Genomic DNA, 18223 nt, shown 5'->3' with positions numbered 1-18223 from the left:
AACAAGGCAACCGCTCATTAAACTGCCAAAAAATAAAACAGCTAGCGCAACTTTTAAGTTAAACGCTAACTGTTTTATGCATGCGAGATGGGGCGGCTTTATCCTTGTTTAGCTTTAGCCTCTTCTTCAGCCTTTTTCTGAGCTTCTTTTTTCTTTTGCAATTCGACGGCTTGCTTGGTGATCTTTTCAGCCATATCCGCATATTCTTTACGCTTTGGCTCTTCCTTCGTCAGCTTCTGCTTTTCACGATACACCAAGGCTTTGTAAAAATATGCGTCAAAGTACTCTGCATCCTGTGCAATTGCCTTTTCCAGATACCCCATAGATTCATCTACACATTTCAAGGCTTTGTCTTTATCAGGCAAGGCAGCGGGGTAATCCATGTTACGGTAATGAAAAGGGGCTGTCGCTGCTTGAGCTTTGTCCTGGTAGCGAGTCGTTTGATCGTAGGAACATTGCCAGTACTTAACCCCCACGGAATAGAACGTGGATGCCTTAATTTCCTTCGTGGCACACTCACCTTCAGCACGCTTTAATAACCACTCGCGATTATTATTAGCGTCTTCGAGATCAGAGTAAGTATTGGCGATATAACCGATTGCACTATCACGAATTTTGCAATCGTTGGGCGGCGCAAGTTCAAGTGCTTTCTTAAAAATCCCCAGCACTTCCTCACCCAGTTTCTTTTTATCTTCGCCAGCGGCGTTCTGAAAATCCTTGTACAACGCCGAACCGTAATACAACCAAGCCACTGAATTGGCCGGGATCAACTCGGTTGCTTCTTTGAAATACTGTTTAGCGTCTTTTGTTTTGCCTTGATTGTAAACAATGGTTCCCTGGTTCAGTTTGTCCTTAGCGATTACCTTCTTGGCAAACTCACAACCCGAGGTCAACATCGTCCCAGCCACGACCAGCGTCAAACCAAGTGCCGATATGGAAGTGCGGAAAACTCTCATAGTCTTCGGAATTCTCCCTGTGCAAGAATATTTTAGGCATTAACCAGCGTGACGCCGGCAATCAATAATGGCAGCAAGCTTGCCGAAAAAGTTATTACAGCAATGTGTACTGCTACTACTAGGATAATTACTGTTCCAAATCTTCGATCTGTAGGCCGATTGGCGCTGCCCCAGCCGCAGTGACCACGTCAATGACTTTGACGACCTCACCATAAGGCAACCCGATAGGTCCCTTGATAAATACCGCTTTACGATCATTGGGGCGGCCGTTCAACGCCTTGAAAAGCTGATCTTGCAACTCTTGCAAGGTTTTGGCTTCCTGCTGATTCAATTTGTAACCGCCACCTGTTTTGGGAATCGTGACCAACAAACTCAACGGGTCTGGTGGCGAATCTTTTTGATCTTCAGGCGGTTTTTCTGGCACCTTGGTCTCAAAGCGGTGCGGCTTTTGCGGGCTGATGACCATAAAGATAATCAGCAATACTAACAGCACATCAATCAAAGGTGTTACGTTGATGTATGGTGTTGCGCCAGTTCCACCGCCACCCATTGCCATAACTGTTTCTCCTTTTTAACAAGAAAACTGAAAAATGAATTACTCTTCGCCGACTTTCTTTTTATCCGAAACCAAGCCAAGCTGATCGAACCCAGCGTCACGAATGGCATTAACAACCTTGACGATTTCACCATAGGGCACATTGTTCCCGCCCTTGATATAAACCACATGCGGATCGCTCGGTTTGAGTTGATCCATTCTCGTCTTGATCGTACTAATCAATTTCGGCATGTCTGAACCAGGAATGGGATCGCGCCCGACGTAAAAGAAACCAGGCTCCGGCACAGAAATAACCACCGCCGTATCTTTCGTGATATTTGCGTCTTCGACAGGATTTTTCCCGCGCGGTAAAATAACTGTGACACCGGATTGTAACAGCGGCGTAACAACCATAAAGATAATCAGCAATACCAACATAATATCCACCATTGGCGTAACGTTGATATCCGACTCTACCTTGGTAGCACCACTAGCTGACATCCCCATACATTAACCTCCACACTTACAACACACTTACAACACACTTACAAATCAAAAGCTTATGTTGCTCGCGATTGGGATAGAAAATTTCCAGACAGCGCAACCAACTTAACGGAGGGGTAACCACGAAAAAAGCCACTTACCCCTCCATGTATCAGGAGGTTTCGACTTGATCCAGGATGTTACCGTTTTGCTCTCTGCTTCAAAAAGTAGTCAACAAGCTCAGCCGAAGAGTTATCCATCTCCACCACAAAGTTGTCCACTTTGCTGACAAAATAATTGAACAACCACACGGCTGGCACAGCCACCAGCAAGCCAAAAGCAGTGGTGAAAAGCGCTTCGGCAATACCACCCGCCACCGCCGAGATACCGGCAGATTCGGCGCTACGCATACCTTGGAAGGCGTTGATAATCCCAAACACTGTACCAAAGAGTCCCACGAACGGCGCGGTTGAACCAATGGTTGCCAAGCCTGACAGGCCACGCTTGAATTCAGCAACCTTGATCGCAGTGGCGCGTTGCAAGGCACGTTTCGAGGCGTCAACAACCTCACCCGAAATCTCGGATGAAAGCTGGTGGGCGCGAAATTCCTGTAAGCCCGCATTGAGCACCATCGCCAAGTGACTCTTTTTATACTTCTCGGACAAGCTAATCGCCTCGTCAATCTTCGCGTTCTTAAGCGACGCGGCGACCTTCGGGGCAAATTCGCGGGATTGATTCTTCGCGGAGTTGTAGGTCAAAAATCGCTCGACCATGATCGCAATTGACCAGATAGACATAATCAATAAGATGACCACAACGCCCAAGGCCACACCGCCCAAGTGACGGATCATGCCCATCAGTGAAAAATCAAGGGCCTGGGCGTCGGCACTTTCAGCCAAAAGCGCCAACGCGAAAGGAGCAACTGCTAACCAAATTTGGCTAAGCAAAATCATGATGTCGAAATCCTCCAGATCTGATAACTATTTTCAATAGTCAACCAGGGTTGACCGGTAAACCAACGGATAATTAAGTTACCCGCTGTAGACTCAAAACGAACAAATTTGTTCCCGCCCGGCAATGACTTCCGACTACAATTTGCAAACAATTTATTGCAGCGTGAAGTTAAAAGTCAGTACACCTTGCACCTTCACTGGCACACCTGAAAGCTCGGTCGGCTTGAACCGCCATTGCCTAGCTGCCTGGAGCGCAGCTTCTCGCAGCAATGGGTGTCCATTGACGACACTGGCTTCAATTACACGCCCCTCCTCAGAAATCGTCACTTGCACCTGTACCGCACCTGATGCGCGCGCAGCCTTTGCGATAGGCGGATAAGTCGGCTGCACTTTATTCAATGCGCTGCCTTGTAACACACCGCCTGAAACCTTGATTTGCTTGGGCGGCTCAGGTTTTGGAGTCGCCTCTGGGGTCGGCTTGGGAGGAGGAGGAGGCGGCGGCGGCGGCGGGTCTGCATCACCTTTTCCCCCGGCTACACCACCTGGTACACCACCCGGCTGGCCCCCTGGTACACCACCTGGCACACCCTGCGATACCGCTACCACGGGGCGTGACACCACAGTTGTAGGATCAGGAATTTTCTCCGGTGGTTTGGTGGGCGGCGTAAAAGTTGTCGGCGCCGGCGTGTTTTTAACGATAACTTGTTGTGCCGCAGGTGGTGGTGGAGCAGCAGGCGGTGGCGGCGGCGCAAGCATCGTGGAAACATCCAGCGCATCCGCCAAACTCGGATTCAAATATAGAATCGAGGCAATTCCACCTACCAGCAAAACCACAGCATAAATCAGACCCGTCACTAGAAAAAACTTGCTAGTACGGGTGTTATCCTGCGTATGCTTTGACGATTCAGGTAAGCTATCAAACATAGCTTAGTAACCCTCCGTTTACTGCAAAGCCGATAGATCAAATAGGATAAATTTGCCAGATGCTACGCCTCAAACTACCATCCAGACAAAGCTAGACGAAGCGCAAACAAGGTACAAGTTACCCAGTTAAATAGAAATCAGCAAAACCAGATTTTGAGACTGTTAATGAAAGAAGTGATTCAACAACCAGACCCTAGCACCATCCTATAGCATCGTTACTGACAAAGTGAAACTTTGGCGAATCGGATAAGCAGGCTTCGTGGGATAGCAAACTCGACTTATCCAGAAAGTCGCTCGCCCGAAATGCTATAGGCAATCAACCAAGGAACTCTTCCTGCATGTTCTAAAAGTGAATACTACGATTGTGATGGGTCAGCAACGCAAGGGAGTCTACTATCGGGTTGTATTCAAGTCAAGACATCCACTGGTGATTTTGATAACTAAAATGCCAGTTGAAGACTTTTCTTCAACTGGCATTTTGAACCCGATACTCATTTCTGCCCGCGCTTACTGCCTTTGCGAGGCGCGATGGAAACGCCTGCCGCCGCCAACATCTCCGGTCTCACACCAGCATTGCCAATGGTCGCACCTGTTTTGATCGTATCGGCGGAGGTATTGACTGCCGCAGCCGTTGGCGCTGCGCTCTTGCCGCCACGCCATTTTTCCCACCAGATCATAAAAGGGCTGGCGATATATATTGACGAGTAGGTGCCGATGATAATGCCAATAAACAAAGCCCAAGAGAAACTCTTCAACACCTCCCCGCCAAACAGCAACATCGCCAACACGGTCAGGAACGTCAGCCCAGAGGTGATAATCGTCCTGGACAGCGTTTGATTGATCGCGTCATTGGAGACCTTTTCCAGGCTTTCACGCCGCCTAGTACGCGTCATTTCGCGGATACGATCAAAAATCACGATCGTGTCATTCATCGAATACCCCACCAGTGTGAGCAGGGCTGCCACCACCGTAAGATTGATTTCCCACTGCATGATCGAGAAGATTCCCAACGTCACCAACACGTCATGGAAAACCGCAATGATGGCACCGACGCCAAAGCCCCAGGATTTGAAGCGGAAGGCGACAAATATCAACATCCCCATGCAGGCGACAATCGTCACGTAAACAGCGCGGTTGCGCAGATCGGCGCCAACTTGCGGCGAGACGGCTTCGGTGCCTCTCGACGCCGAAGCGCCCGTGAAGAAGTTGTCCGCCAGTTTGCTGCTAACTTGCGGCTCAATGCCGTTCAGGCTTTTGACCTCGTCAAGACTGGCGATCAAACCGCCACGTTGTTTGTCGCGGTATTCGATAATGCGATTAGCGACATCGTCAGCACGAGTGGAATCCAGCCCGGCCTTCGCGTTCAATTCGCTACGCAACACGTCTCTGCCGATATTATTTAGGTCAATCTTGCCCTTGGTCGAAGAGTCGTTGAAGGTCGCCAGTGCCGCAATGACTTTCTGTTTGCCGACATCTGTGTCTGAGGTCGCCTTGGCAGACGTTTCGGATTGGCCCGGCTGACGCACAACCGTCACCAAGTTGGGCAAGCGCACGAACACTTCGTTTTTTGGTGCTTGGCCGATCCCCTCGCCCACCGCTTGCAGCGTGATCTGCGAAGCTTCGATCCCCTGTGCCGCGACTGCCGCGCGCAACTTGTTGAGGTCGGGCTTGTCTTTGAATTTGACCTTGGTCAGTGTGCCACCCGCAAAGTCCACGCCCATATTGAAGGCGAAGTTACTCTTGTTGCTATCGAAGGTGCGATACAGCACTGAAGTCAGCCCAGCCAAAATCAGGACCCAAGAAAGGCCGATGAAAAGGTACTTCTTCCCCAGAAAGTCATAGTTCGCGTGCTTAAAAATCTCAATCATAATTTCACCTGTATAAATCCCGCTGGTTCAGCGAGCGGAAGCCACCACTGGCGAGCTTCCGCTTCCACACCAAGTCCGGGCAAAATTAAATACTGATACTCTCGGCCTTGCGTCCGCCACGATTGAGCGTCCAGAGGAACATCGAGCGCGACACATAAATCGCCGTGAACAGATTTGCCAGCAAACTAATAGTCAGTGTGACGGCAAAGCCGCGAATCGGGCCGGTCCCGAAAAAGTAGAGAAACGCCGAAGACACGATGGTTGTCACGTGCGTATCAATGATTGTCACCAACGCCTTGTCAAAGCCCGTGGACATCGCCGAATGAACAATCTTGCCTGCCTTCAACTCTTCGCGGATGCGCTCAAAGATCAGCACGTTAGAGTCAACTGCCATACCGATCGAGAGAATCACACCAGCAATTCCGGGTAACGTCAGCACCGCTCCAAATAGTGCCAGCCCGGCTAGCAAAATAATCAGGTTCAGCACCAGCGCCACCACCGCGTTCAGGCCTGAGAAGCGGTAGTAGAAGAACATAAATACGATGACCAACCCTAAGCCGAAAATCGAGGCATTGATGCCCTGCCGAATCGAATCCGCGCCAAGCGAGGGGCCGACGGTGCGCTCTTCCAGGTACTTGATCCCAGCTGGCAACGCACCTGAACGGAGCGTCAACCCCAAGTCTTCGGCTTCCTGTTGCGTAAAATTGCCGGTGATCTCGCCGCTATCACTGATTTGCCCTTGTATGGTTGGTGCGCTCTTGATCTTGCTATCAAGCACGATGGCGAGTTGAGTGCCGATGTGCGCACCTGTCCACGTGCCAAATTTTTCGGCCCCGGCGGGCTTGAGTTGAAAGTTAACCTTGTAGCCCAGCCCCTGCCCATTCGGCACCCCCTGCGCGTTGCGCAAGTCTATGCCGGAAACGATCGGGATTTTTTCCACCACATACCAGCCATTCATTGCACTCGACCCGTCGTTACGCTTCTCGTTGATCTCCACCGCTTCCTTGTCGGTCGCGCCAGCTATCGCAGCTTCGGCTTCTTCCTTCGTTTTATAAAGAGTGCCGACGACGGCTTTCAATTCAAGCTTGGATTGGCCCTTGATGAGTTCCTTCACGCGATCAGGATTATCCAAACCCGGCATTTGGACGAGGATTTGATGGTCTTCCTCACTCCCATGCAGTTGGATGGTCGGCTCGGCGACACCAAACGCATTGATGCGTTGCTCAATAATCGTTTTCTCTTGGTCGGTCACTTGTTTGCGAATGATGTCTGCCGCCGAAGTCTTCAAGTTGAAAGTTACACTGGCGGGACTGGCATTCGTGCGGACTTCCCAGTCTGAGGTGAAATCAGTCTGCAATTTGTCTTTGATCTTGTCATGATCGTTCGTGTTTTCTGTCTCAACGACGACTTGGCCGATGGTTGGCGCTTTGACATCCTTATAGACGATGTTCTCCTTCTTCAGGATTTCAACCGCCTTGGCCTGATTACCCTCAGTCAACGCTTTGAGGGCGTCATCGGTTTGCACCTGCAACACCAAATGCGTGCCGCCTTTGAGGTCGAGGCCGAGTTTGATGTTTTCGCCCAGGTTCTGTTTCAGCTTGATGAAATCGCTAGCTTTGAGTTTGCCAGCCTCTTTGGGACGATTCCACGGCCCAAACATCATCAGTAAAGAGAAGAACGCGACCAAACCGATCACGATACCGCGTGTACGAAGATTCTTATTCATAGCTTTACCACCGTACTGTTGCCGCTACGCGCTTTCGCAAGCAGCCAAAATTTCCAACTGCAAAAAAACTATTTTTTCTCTGCCGATTCGGGCAAGCGTTCGGCAATCGCACTGCGCAAAACCTTAACCCGCACCGCCGGACTCTCGCAAATGCGCAACTGCACATAGCGTTTGTCCTCCAAAAACTGTGTAACGACTCCGGTCAAGCCGCCATTCAGCACCACCTGATCGCCGACCTTCAAGCCATCCAGCAATTCCTGCATCTGCTTCTGTCGCTTGCGCTGCGGCCCTAGAATCAGGAAGTAGAACAGCACAAAGATCAAGGCCATCGGCAACAGGCTAAAAAGAAAACTGCCTGCGCCGCCTTGTGTCTGCAACAAGAACAAAGTGAAAGTTGATGACATCACTGGGGCGGGTTTACCTTTGCTAAAAGATTTGATTGTCTTGCGTCGTCGTCAAGAGCCGCTCACCTGTCGCTCCGGCCAGACGCAAAAGACGCAATGGGGCCGCGATTTTTCAATCGGCACCGCTTTGTAATTTTGCTAGGAAGCTTGTGCGGAATTGAGCGAACCCATCAAGCGCGATAGCTTGCCGCACGCACCGCATCGTGTCAAGGAAGAAGGCCAAGTTGTGATAGGAGCATAAAATGCTCGCCAAAATCTCACCGGCTTGATAAAGGTGCCGCACATAGGCGCGTGAATAACGACCGCAAACAGCGCACACGCACTCTTCATCCAGGGGCCGCTCGTCGCGCGCATACCTGGCGTTCTTGATGTTCACTTTGCCCATTGCCGTAAAGACCTGGCCGTTGCGGGCATTCCGCGTGGGCATTACGCAATCAAACATATCTACGCCGCGCGCCACCGATTCGACCAAATCTTCGGGCGTGCCGACGCCCATCAGATAGCGCGGCTTGTCCACTGGCATCTGCGGCGCAATGAACTCGGTCGTGTCATACATCAGCGACTTCTCTTCCCCCACACTCAAGCCGCCGATGGCGTAGCCTTCAAAGCCAATCCCGACCAATTCATCCAAACTCTGCCGCCGCAAATCCTGAAAGACGCCGCCCTGCACAATGCCAAACAGCGACATCGCCTGACCGCTCGAAGCCGGCGTATTTTTCAGCCGATCAAACTCTGCCCGCGAACGCGCCGCCCAGCGCGAAGTCAATTCCAGCGACTGGCGCACTTGTTCATGCGTTGATGGATACGGCGTGCACTCGTCAAAACACATCACAATGTCTGACCCCAAAGCGTGTTGCATCCGCATTGAGATTTCGGGCGAGAGGAACTGTTTCGAGCCGTCCAGATGCGAGCGAAATTCCACGCCCTCTTCTTTGAGCTTGCGAATGTCGCTCAGGCTGAAGACCTGAAAGCCGCCACTGTCGGTCAGCAACGAGCGCGGCCACGCATTGAATTTATGCAAGCCGCCCAAAGCCAGCAGCGCCTCCAGCCCAGGCCGCAAAAACAGATGATAGGTGTTGCCCAGGATGATCCGCGCATCCAATTGTTCCAGCATCTCCTGCGTCAACGCCTTGACCGTCCCCTGCGTGCCCACCGGCATGAAAACCGGTGTTTCGATTACGCTATGCGCCGTGACAAGGCGGCCCAGCCGGGCTTGCGATTGGTTGTCTGTTTGGATGACTTCAAAAGAAAGATGTTCCACCGGTTCTAAATCCTCTGCGAATACGTCTGCCAGGTTTTGAAAGAGCCGCAAGCATAGCAGGCTTCTTAACTCTGGCGAATCGCTATGGCTGAAATTTGGCGGCGCTGTTATGCTGCCGCGCACAATCAAACGCATTCAATTTTTCAGAAAATTATGGACGGCACAGCACTCATTTACTGCGAAGGCGCCTTCGGCACACCCAACGGCAAAACGGCGAACGGGCTGGTGCGCCATACTTCCCGCTATCTGGTCATGGGCGTCATTGACAGCCGCCACGCGGGCTACGATGCCGGCGGCGTGCTCGAAAACAAGCTCAAGCAAATCCCCATATACGCCAGTCTGGACGAGGCATTGGCCCGCACGATGATGAAACCCCGCTATCTGGTAATCGGCCTTGCCCCCGACGGCGGACGCTTGCCCAAAGAAGCGCGCCGCACCCTCAAACGCGCCCTTGAGCAAGGCCTGCACATTGACAGCGGCTTGCACGAATTCCTTTCCGAAGACTCCGAATTCCAGGCCCTCGCGCGCCAGTACAACGTGCAAATTCGCGACATTCGCCGCCCGCCGCCGCGTGCGCAACTGCATTTTTTCAGCGGCAAGATCGCCGAAGTCAAAGCTCTCAAACTCGCCGTGCTCGGCACCGATTCGGCCATCGGCAAACGCACCACCGCCGTGCGGCTCAATCAGGCGCTCAACGACACGGGCATCAAGAGCGAACTGATCGGCACCGGGCAAACCTCGTGGATGCAGGGCGTGAAATATGGCCTTATGCTCGATGCGCTCATCAATGATTTCGTCACCGGCGAGATCGAAAATGCAATCTATCAAGCGTGGATGAATGAGCGCCCGCAAGTGATCCTGCTCGAAGGCCAAGGCAGCATCGCCCACCCCGCCTATCCCGGCGGCTTCGAGCTAATTGCGGCAGGCCGCGTGGACGGCGTGATTCTGCAACATGCCCCGGCGCGCAAGTTTTATGACGGGTTTGAAAACTATCCGCTCAGCAGCCTCGACCGCGAAATCCAAATCCTGGAATTACTCGCGCAAAAGCCCGTGCTCGCGCTGACCATCAACCACGAAGGAATGACCGAAGCGGAAGTTCAAGCGACCATTACCGACTACGAAACTACCTATCAACGGCCCGTCACTGATGTGTTGCTGAAAGGCGGTTGCGACAAACTGGTTGCCGCCGTGCGCGCGCTGCTCTGATGAATCAACCAGCCACGCCAAGCTCTGACGCTACGCCACAGGCCTTGAAACAACTCTTGCTTAACCTGGTCGTCCACCTCGAACCGGCAGCCTTGGCCTTGCCGGCAAACCGCGCGTGCCCGCCTACAAAGAGCAAATGCGCGAACCGAGCAGCCAGCGCGAGCATTTGGATGACCGCAACTTGCCAATCGGATCGAAAGCGCGCACCGTTCTGTGATCCAAGCGCGGCTCAAACGTGCCGGTGCGTGGTGGAAAGAAGAGAATGCTGAAAAGATGCCCGCGCTGCGGGTCAAGTGAGCGAACGGCGAATGGGAAGCATACTGGCAAAAGCGGCGTCAAGGAACGGACTGATTTTCAGTCCTGCTTTCAATCGCACCCGTCAAGCTAGGAAATCAAATTGGCGTTGGCTTGTGCAATGCGGGGAACTTTGCTTCAATTCACCCAGTCATTTTTCATCTTGAGATTGGCAGAAAGAAACCGAACGTAAGAGGAGTCACCATGTCCACCAAAGATATTTTCGCTGAACGCGAGCGCGGTATGGAAGAAGAGTATTTCTTGCGCAAAGAGCGCGAGTTGATTGAAAAAATGCACGCCAAGCTGGCCGACGAATCGCTGCGCGCGCAGATGGAAGAGGCCACCGGCATCCACGATGAAGAGGTTATCGAAGCCTTACAGGAATTAGGCTACACACCCGAGACGGTGCAATTGCTGCATTTGGTGCCGCTCCTCCAGGTGGCCTGGGCTTCGGGGGACATCAGCGATGAAGAGCGTGAGTTGATTACGCAACTCGCCTACACGCGCGGCGTGCAACCCGAGAGCAAGGCTCATTTGCAACTTAATGAATGGCTGACCACGCAACCACCCGCAGAACTTTTTGAGAATACATTGCGCGCCATCCGCATCTTCGTGGCGGCGTTGCCCCCGAATCAGCAGGTTGATGCACGGCAGGATTTGCTCAGCTACTGTTCGCGCATTGCCGAGGCTTCCGGCGGTTTTCTGGGCTTCGGTTCGGTGTCCAACGCCGAACGCAAAACGTTGGAACGCATCACCAACGAGCTTTCCAAAGATCGTGCTGAGGCCGTCGAGCAGGTGTTGGCCGAATAGGCGCGCACTTGGTAACCGTAAAACAACGCGCTGGTTTGCGTGAGTGCAAGCCAGCGCGTTTTCTTTTTAGGGCTTTTAGCGCCAGCGGCGCGGCCTGTTTATAGTTTCGGTAGGCAGTGCTTCCCAAGCTCCGGAGAAGCGACATCTGACACATACCGTTCCTCCTGAGCTTGGGCGCGATCACCACGCGGGTTCTATAAACATTTGGCTCCTCCGGAGCCGGATGCGGAATTTGCTGAATTACGCACTCCCTTCAATTACTTGAAGCCTGTGCGAATAAAAGTCCTTTGAAATCAGGGCCAGGAGGCGCTCCCTGGGTACGCATCGCTTCCAGCGTGCGGTCTCGGCGACGGACGTCTTCCTGCCGGAGGAAGCGATGCGTACCCAGGGAGCACGCGCTTTCTGAATTACGCACTCCCTTCAATTACTTCACATTCACTCGCACCGTATTCGCCGGCCGGCCATCCACCGTCAACACCAAGTCAACCTCGCCGCGTCCGGCCAGCGTGCGTGGCAGGCGCACGTTCAACTGATCCACTCCGACCAGATCGCCCTGTTGCCCGGCGAAAAGCACTTCGGCATCAACACCGCCAATACGCACGCTGACCGTGCCGCCAGCGTTGCGATTGCGATAGCCGGTGCCGAACAGCACCAGGATGACCTGTTCGCCATCCGGCCCCAAATCAATCGGCGTGGGGACAAAGCGATTCCCTTCCAACCGCGAAATCAGTTCAAAGGTCTGCTCGCCGCTGGTTTTGACGCGCACGGCAATGCCCGCCGGTACGCCCTGTCCGTCAGAGTTCGCCGAAAACAGCCCTGGCGCCAGCGTGTTGACGCTGACCGTGCCTGTCAGCAATCCGCCATCGCCGGTGTTGACGGTCACTGTCGCCAGGCCGTTCGCCGTGCCCGCCGGGACTTGGTAATTGACTTGACCGGGCGAGACGAAAAAGAGCGGCGCAAAGCGTTCGACACCCTGGCTGTCGCGCACGCGCAAGCTGGTGCCTGCCAAAACAGTGGGCAACGGCACGCTCGTGGCCGCTTGCGTGGTGGTCGCCAGATTGACGCCGAAGGCGGCGGCCAGGGCTTCGCTCGCCAGCGCGGTCGTGAAGCTGGCGGCGGAAATCGAAGCCACCGTGCGCACGTTCGAGGCCGCTTGCACTTTGCGGATGCGATGGTTGCCGCCATCCGCGATGAACATGTTGCCTTGCGCGTCCACGGCAATGCCCGTCGGAAAACTGAGCATGGCAGCGGTGGGCGCGCCATTGTCGCCGCTGAACCCACCGACACCGCTGCCTGCGACAGTCGTGATGACGCCGGTGGCAAGGGTGATTTTGCGGATGCGATTGTTGCCCTGGTCGGCCAGCAAGAGGTCGCCTGCATTATCAAGCGTGAGCAGGCGGGTTTCGTTAAGGCGTGCGGTGCTGGCCGGGATGTCATCGCCGTTATAACCCGCAATGCCCGTGCCCGCGATGGTGCTGATGCGGCCATCGCTCGCGTTGACCTTGCGCAGACGGTAATTGCCCTGGTCAACGATATACAGATTGCCCTGGCGATCAACGGCGAGTCCCGACAGAAAATCGAAGCGCGCCGCCGTCGCCGGGCCGCCATCGCCGCTGAAGCCGACATCGCCCGTGCCCGCCACCGTCGAAATTTTGCCATCGCCGGCGTTCACCTTGCGCACACGATTGCCGCCGGTTTCGGCTATGTACAAGTTGCCTTGGGTGTCGAGCGCCAGGCCGAGCGGCGTGCTCATCTGGGCTTGTGTCGCGGGGCCGCCGTCGCCTGCATCTCCTTCGACGCCGGTGCCCGCGATGGTGCTGATCTTGCCGTCAGGCGTGACCTTGCGCACGCGGTGGTTGCGGTAATCGCCGATGTAAACATTGCCCGCCGAATCGGCAATGACGCTGCGCGGTTCGTTCAGCGTCGCCTCTGTCGCTGGGCCGCCATCGCCGCTGGAACCTAGTATGCCTGTGCCCGCAAACGCCGTGATGACGCCGCTGGGCGCAATTTTGCGGATGCGATGATTTTGCGTGTCGGCGACATACACATTGCCCTGCCCGTCCACGGCCACCGCGCGGGGCGACCAGAGTTGCGCCGCGACAGCAGCACCGCCATCACCCGCGCCGCCAAAGGTGCCGTTCCCGGCCAGCGTGCTGACCAGTTGTTGCGGATTGAAGGTGACAGCCAATTGCACGCTGCTGGCGTTGCCGCTGATGTCAAAGGCCGTCACCGTCAGGTTGTTCGCGCCAAGCAGCAACGGAATGTTCAGCGCCGCCCAGGCATTGGTGCCCGCCGCCGTGCCGCTGAAGCCGCGATCATTGACCCATTGCACCTGCACGACGCCGTTCGCATCAGTGGCGGTGCCATTCAACGTCAACGGGCTGATGTTGGTGGTAAACGTGGGATTGGTCGTCGGGGCGGTCAGCGCAATCGTGGGCGCGGTGGTATCGCCCGCCGGCACCGTTTGCACGCTGCGCACGCGATGGTTGTCGCGGTCGGCGATCAACAAACGGCCCGCCGCGTCGGTGATGATTTCGGTCGGGCAATTCAGGCGCGTGCCCGTGGCCGACGTGCCATCGCCGCTGTAACCGTTCAAGCCGTTGCCCGCCACCGTCGAAATCTTGCCGTCGCTGGCGTTGATGCGCCGGATGCGGTCGTTAAAGGTGTCGGCGATGAAGATGTTTTTCTGTGCGTCCACCCAAACGCCTTCGGGCAAGCCGATGCGCGCGGCCACGGCATCGCCACCATCACCCGTCGCGCCGCGCACGCCCGTGCCGGCAATCGTCGTCAGAATGCCGTTGCTGGCATTCAGGCGGCGAATGCGGTGATTCTCGGTGTCCGCGATAAACAGATTGCCGTCCGCATCGAGCGCCATGCCTTCAGGCCCATTCAACTGCGCCGAAGTCGCAGGGCCGCCGTCACCCGCCACGCCCAGCACGCCCGTCCCGGCAATCGTCGTGATCTTGCCATCGCTCGTCACTTTGCGGATGCGATGATTGTCGGTGTCGGCGATGAGCAGATTGCCCTGCTTGTCCACCAAGACGCGGAAGGGCGAAAACAGTTGCGCGAGCTTGGCGTCGCCGTTATCGCCGTTGGAACCCGGCGTGCCGGTGCCCGCGAAGGTGGTAATCAATCCATCCGCCGCCGCGACGCGCCGGATGCGATGGTTGTCGCGGTCGGCGATATAAATGTTGCCCTGCGCATCCACCGCCACGCCGGTCGGACAGTTCAAACGCGCCGCCGTCGCCGGGCCGCCGTCGCCCGCATAACCATTCCCCGCGCCGCCCGCGACGGTCGAAATTTTCCCGTCGCTGGCGTTCACCTTGCGAATGCGGTCGTTGAAGGTCTCCGCGATATACAGATTGCCCAGCGCGTCGTATGCCAGGGCGCTGGGCTGTCCGATTTGCGCCAGCGTGGCCAAGCCGCCATCCCCGGCGGGCGCGCTGAGGCCATTGCCGATGATACTCAGGATCAAGGAAGCCGGACGCGAATTCACATTGAAAGAAGCGCGCGCCACATTGCCCGCCGTGTCGGTAGCCGTCACCGTGATCGTGTTCAAGCCGCTCGCCAACGGCAGCGCGCTAATTGTCCAGGCGGTTGTGCCCGTCGCCAGGCCGCTACCGCCGCGATTGTTGCTCCAGGTGATGGCGCTGAGCGCGCCGTTATCGCTGGCGGTGCCACGCACCGGGATCGAACCGAGAATATCGTTCGCGGTGGTATTGGGATTGGGATCAGTCACGGCGATGGTCGGCGGCGTCAAATCGGGCACGCCGGGTTGCGTAATCACAAAGCTGCGCCCGGCGATGGTCGCCGTCGCGGTGCGCGCCGTAATGCTGGTATTGGCGCTGGCCGTGTAGCTGACCGTGCCGCTGGCGCTGCCGCTGCCCGTGACTTGTAACCAGACGGCATTGCTGGTCGCCGTCCAATTGCAACCACCGGGTTGTGCGCTGACATTCACCTGCCCGGTCGCGCCGCTGACGCCAACGCTGACCGTGGCGGGCAGGATGCCGTAATTGCAGCCATTGCCGTTCAAGCGCACGCGCCAGGCGCCGCGCCCGTGCGTAAAGGCATAGAGCCAGGTTTCGCCGTTGACGACCTGCAGCGTCAACGACTCGGTGATGACGTTCGGGAAGCCTGTGTTTTCGACGGCCCAATTCGCGCCGCCGTCGTTGGTCACAAAGACGCCCACATCGGTGCCGATATACAACCGCGCCGTGTTGTTCGGATCAATCACCAAGCAATGCACCGGCACATCGGGCAGCGCGCCCGTGCCCGTGCCGTCTATGGCCGTCCACGTCGCGCCCGCGTCCTGGCTGCGATAGACGTGCCCGCTGCCAAAAGTCGAGAAGGTCGCATAAGCGATATTTTTGTTGTTCGGATCAAACGTCAGCCACGACACATAGCCGCGCTGAGGCTGCGTGCTGGCCCAGTTGGTCGCCGCATTGGTCGTCAGCCCATTGGCCGTGCGGGCGATAAACCCATCGCTCAGGCCCACCAGCACATAGTTGGCATCGGTCGGCGACACGGCCAGCGCGCTGACATCGCCATTGCCCGGCGCGATATTGCTGGCACGCGTCCAAAGCGAAGCCGCACTGGTCGTGCGCCAAATGAACGCGCCGCCCGTCCACAAACGATTCGGGTCGCTGGGGTCTATCACATACGGCGTAATGAATTGGCCGCTGTCGCCGCTGATGCCGAACAAAGCACTGCCAAACGTCGCGCCGCCATCGGTGCTCTTATTCAGCGAATAGCCCGTGCTTTCGGCATAGAGCGTCGCGGGCCGATTCACATCAATGGCGACGTAACCGCCATCGCCGCCAAAAATTTCGCGCCAGGCGTTGCCGCCCTGCTGGTCAGTGCCGAGCACGGTGCCGTTGTCCTGTGTGCCGCCGAAATAGCTTTTGCCATCGGGCGTGACCGTGCCGTGATAAAACTGCGTCACGCCATAGCCATTGTTGAGCGAACGCCAGGTGACCGCCGTATTGCTGGCTTGGCACGGCGCGGTGGGGCCGGTGGCCACGCCCGCCCGCGCGTTCTCGGTGCGCCACAACCCGCCGTCGTTGCCGACAAAAAGCACCTGATTGGTCGTGCCGTTATATTGCGGATGAAACACCAGCAGGTGCTGATCGGGGTGGAGGTATTGCGCATTGGCTGGGTCTTGATAGGCCTGCGTGGCGAGACCCCAATTTGCGCCCCCATCATCCGAACGGAAGAAATCCACGCCGCCCGCCCAGACGCGATTGGAATCAACCGGATCAACGGCCAAAACCAAATCGTACCAGGCTTGGCCGAAGTACCCGTCTTGAAGCGCATAACCGCAATCCGTAGCAAAGCTGTCAATCGCGAACGAGAGGATCGAGCGGTTCAGTTTGTTGGCGCTGGTATTGCGCACGCGCGCCGTCCAGGTGCTGGCATCGCCGCCGCTGGTCGAGCGAAAGACTGCGTGCAATTGATTGACGAAGGTTCGATCTTCCACTTCCGAGGAAATCGCATAAATGATGTCTTGATTCGACGGGGCCAGCGCCAGGGCTGTGCGGCCCATGCCCGCTTCGGTGAACACCTGCGACCAGGCATCCGCGCCCGCGCCGTTCTTGGTGCGGTAAATCGCGGCATCTTCAAACGAACCGCAGGCGGCGAACACGACATCGGCATCCAGCTTGTCGGTGCGCATCGCCAAATCGAAACAGCCGCCCGTCACCGGGTCGCCGTCCACATTCAGCGGATTGAGCACGCGCGTCCAGGTGCCGCCGCCATCCAGCGAACGATAAACACCGGCGCGCGTGGCGGCATACAGCCGTTGATTGCTGGCCGGGCTGATGACCAGATCATTGACGAAGTAGAAATTTTCGTTGCGCGTGCCTTCCAGTTGGCTGAACGTCGCACCGCCGTCCGTGCTTTTGAAAATGCCCGCGCCGCGAAAATCGCCCTGGGTGTCTTCGGTAAACACCGAGACGCCTTCGCCCGTGCCGACATAAATGACATTCGCGTTGGTGGGATCGAGCAACAACGCGCTGACGGTCAGGTTGGCCAGCCGGTCGCCAATCGGCGCCCAGGCCTGCCCGCCGTTCGTCGTTTTCCACAAACCGCCGGAAACGCCTGCGGCAAACATGACATTCGGGTCTTGCGGGTTGATCACCAGCCCGCGCGTGCGGCCGCCGATGTTGCCCGGCCCTAAGGGATTCCAAGTCGGTTGGTTGAGTTGCGCGGGTTCTGCGGCGCTACGATGCAAGGGCGCGGTGACAGCCGAACCTTCAGTCAGGAACTGCTCGGTCGCGGTGGCGAAGACGGGCATCCGGCGCATTTGCGTGTAGGCGTCTTCATACTTTTCGAGTGGCAATTCTTTGGCGCCTTCCGGCAGGCGTTTAAGCTTGAAGAATTGCGCGGCTTCGGCGGGTGAGTCGTAACGCAGCGAAGCGCTGCCGCTGCTCGGATAATCCAATTCAAAGAGCTTTGAGCGCTCTTCATCTTCTTTCCGTTCCCGGCGCGGCCCGCGCTCTTTTTCTGCCTGCCGTTCCTCCCGCCGTTCGCGGTGCCGTTCCCGCCGTTCTTGCGCGTGGGCGCTGGCGGCAGCGGCTACGCTGGCGTTGGTGGGAAACCAGGCCGGGCTGGCGACCAGGCTGATGACGAAGCTGGCGAGCAAAGTCAGAACCAGTCCTGACTGGCGTTGCGTTAGGCGAGCGATCATGCAGGAATCTCCTCTTGAGAATGGCAAAGCATTCGTTTGCCACAGTTTTGAACCTGAATTTTGAAATAGGATGCAATGCAGCCGGAGGGGCAGCCTGCGGTGGTAACAAACTTCCGGG

Annotated in this window: 12 protein-coding genes; 2 read left to right on the top strand and 10 right to left on the bottom strand. The window is 56.2% G+C overall.

Features of this window, described 5'->3' with window-relative positions:
• Positions 1-98: 98 nt before the first annotated feature.
• The 9 genes from HY011_06615 to tgt form a co-directional block, all read right to left on the bottom strand.
• On the bottom strand, positions 99-956 hold the full coding sequence (locus HY011_06615) for a hypothetical protein (protein MBI3422595.1): 858 nt from the start codon (positions 954-956) through the stop codon (positions 99-101).
• A 127-nt stretch (positions 957-1083) separates the two neighbouring features.
• A complete protein-coding gene (locus HY011_06610; protein ID MBI3422594.1) occupies positions 1084-1512 on the bottom strand; it encodes a biopolymer transporter ExbD in 429 nt (142 codons plus the stop codon).
• A gap of 39 nt (positions 1513-1551) precedes the next feature.
• Complete coding sequence (locus HY011_06605) at positions 1552-1998, bottom strand: biopolymer transporter ExbD (GenBank protein ID MBI3422593.1); 447 nt, start codon at positions 1996-1998, stop codon at positions 1552-1554.
• 176 nt (positions 1999-2174) lie between these two features.
• Positions 2175-2927, bottom strand: a complete 753-nt coding sequence (locus HY011_06600; protein MBI3422592.1) for a MotA/TolQ/ExbB proton channel family protein — start codon at positions 2925-2927, stop codon at positions 2175-2177.
• A 153-nt stretch (positions 2928-3080) separates the two neighbouring features.
• Complete coding sequence (locus HY011_06595) at positions 3081-3851, bottom strand: energy transducer TonB (GenBank protein MBI3422591.1); 771 nt, start codon at positions 3849-3851, stop codon at positions 3081-3083.
• A 491-nt stretch (positions 3852-4342) separates the two neighbouring features.
• On the bottom strand, positions 4343-5719 hold the full coding sequence (gene secF / locus HY011_06590; GenBank protein ID MBI3422590.1) for a protein translocase subunit SecF: 1377 nt from the start codon (positions 5717-5719) through the stop codon (positions 4343-4345).
• A gap of 85 nt (positions 5720-5804) precedes the next feature.
• Positions 5805-7445, bottom strand: a complete 1641-nt coding sequence (secD, locus tag HY011_06585) for a protein translocase subunit SecD (GenBank protein MBI3422589.1) — start codon at positions 7443-7445, stop codon at positions 5805-5807.
• A 68-nt stretch (positions 7446-7513) separates the two neighbouring features.
• Positions 7514-7849, bottom strand: coding sequence for a preprotein translocase subunit YajC (yajC, locus tag HY011_06580; GenBank protein MBI3422588.1), 336 nt, complete (start codon positions 7847-7849; stop codon positions 7514-7516).
• A gap of 112 nt (positions 7850-7961) precedes the next feature.
• Complete coding sequence (tgt, locus tag HY011_06575; protein MBI3422587.1) at positions 7962-9245, bottom strand: tRNA guanosine(34) transglycosylase Tgt; 1284 nt, start codon at positions 9243-9245, stop codon at positions 7962-7964.
• On the opposite strand from tgt, the gene HY011_06570 reads away from it, so the two are divergent.
• The gene (locus HY011_06570; protein MBI3422586.1) at positions 9195-10316 is read left to right on the top strand and encodes a DUF1611 domain-containing protein; all 1122 of its coding nucleotides are present in this window, start codon (positions 9195-9197) and stop codon (positions 10314-10316) included. The two genes, tgt and HY011_06570, sit on opposite strands and share 51 nt — an antisense overlap.
• Before the next feature lie 498 nt (positions 10317-10814).
• Entirely contained in the window at positions 10815-11420 is a 606-nt protein-coding gene (locus HY011_06565) for a TerB family tellurite resistance protein (GenBank protein MBI3422585.1), read from the top strand.
• Between the two features lie 424 nt (positions 11421-11844).
• Here HY011_06565 and HY011_06560 read toward each other — a convergent pair whose 3' ends face one another.
• Positions 11845-18105: a hypothetical protein gene (locus HY011_06560; protein MBI3422584.1), complete on the bottom strand. Its 6261-nt coding sequence runs from the start codon at positions 18103-18105 to the stop codon at positions 11845-11847.
• Positions 18106-18223 lie beyond the last annotated feature (118 nt).

The organism is Acidobacteriota bacterium (assembly GCA_016196035.1).
Classification (GTDB): Bacteria; Acidobacteriota; Blastocatellia; order RBC074; family RBC074; genus JACPYM01.
This window is presented reverse-complemented; position numbering and strand designations above follow the sequence as displayed.